2 protein-coding genes are annotated in these 1,231 nt (G+C 63.7%); one reads left to right on the top strand and one right to left on the bottom strand.

Features of this window, described 5'->3' with window-relative positions:
- Positions 1–563, top strand: a 563-nt coding sequence (locus NFX52_RS30225; RefSeq protein WP_289781648.1) for a flavin reductase family protein, incomplete at its 5' end; no start/stop codon positions are given.
- Positions 564–596: 33 nt separating this feature from the next.
- Here the strand turns inward: NFX52_RS30225 and NFX52_RS30220 are convergent.
- Positions 597–938: a DUF1330 domain-containing protein gene (locus NFX52_RS30220; protein ID WP_055400741.1), complete on the bottom strand. Its 342-nt coding sequence runs from the start codon at positions 936–938 to the stop codon at positions 597–599.
- Positions 939–1,231 lie beyond the last annotated feature (293 nt).

The raw sequence follows: 1,231 nt of genomic DNA, 5'->3' as shown, positions 1-1,231 counted from the left end.
CCCACATCGCCCCTGTCCCCCTCGACAAGGCCTACCGCCTGCTCAACCACGGCCCCACGGTGCTGGTGTCGGCAGAGCATGCGGGCCAGCACAACGTGATGGCTGCATCGTGGGCCTGTGCGCTGGACTTTGCACCGCCCAAGGTGACGGTGGTGCTCGACAAAGCGACACGCACGCGCGAGCTGGTCGAAGCCAGTGGCGAGTTCGCATTGCAGTTGCCCACCCTGCCCATGGCGGCGATGACCGTAGCCCTTGGCACCGACAGCGCCAAGACCCACCCCCACAAACTGCAGCAGCACGGCGTGGAGCTGTTCCACGCCCCTGGCCATGCCACCCCGCTGGTACAGGGCTGCGCCGCCTGGCTGCTGTGCCGCGTCATCCCCGAGCCCCACAACCAGCAGACCTACGACCTGTTTATCGGCGAAGTAGTGGCCGCCTGGGCGGACGAGCGCGTGTTCCGCCACGGGCACTGGGAGTTCGACACCGCGCCCGATGCGCTGCGCACGCTGCACTACGTGGCGGGTGGGCAGTTTTATGCGACGGGGGCGTCGGTGACGGTGTAGCCCCGGGGCCCGTGTCTGTGCCCGGAGGAGTATTCAGGCCTTGACCCCCAGCTTGGCCAGCAAGGACTCTGCGCGGTAGTTCGGTTCCGCCACCCCATCCAGCAGAAACACCGTGGATTGCGCGTGCTGCGCACGCAGTGGAATCAGCTCGGCATAGGCTGGCGATTCGTACCAGGCGCGCGCCTGCTCCATGGCCGGGAAGCTGATGATGATGCAGTCCCCATCGAACACGCCTTCCTTGACCTCTGCCCGGGTGCCATGCACGAGGAAGGCCCCGCCATAAGGCGTGAGGGTCGCGTCGATGCGCTGCAGGTAGGTGACGATATCGGGGCCGAATTGCAGATTGCTCAACAGGCCAACGGCATAGGCAGACATAACTGGGGCTCCTTTCTGGTCTCTCAGTGAGTTGGTTGGCTGCGGTTTCGGTGTGTATGCACAGACGCAGCGCGCGTCTTGAATGCCGCTTTACGCTGGCAACCGACCCGCGAGGACCACTGTAGAAAAAGGCGCTCCGCTTGGCGATTACCTCAGAGGTCAAGGTTTAGGGCAACGCTGATTAAGGTCCACCATTGAGAGGGGTCAAACGTTATCCGCAGATGAAGCAGCAGACCTTGGCAATGGCCGCAGATCAAGACAACGGATTCGAGCATTCGCGCAAACCCACCCGA

It is taken from the genome of Acidovorax facilis (assembly GCF_023913775.1).
Lineage (GTDB): Bacteria > Pseudomonadota > Gammaproteobacteria > Burkholderiales > Burkholderiaceae_C > Acidovorax > Acidovorax facilis.
This window is presented reverse-complemented; position numbering and strand designations above follow the sequence as displayed.

Coding starts and splice junctions, on each gene's coding strand:
- NFX52_RS30220 (WP_055400741.1), bottom strand. CDS start 938: ATGTCTGCCTATGCCGTTGGCCTGTTGAGCAATCTGCAATTCGGCCCC.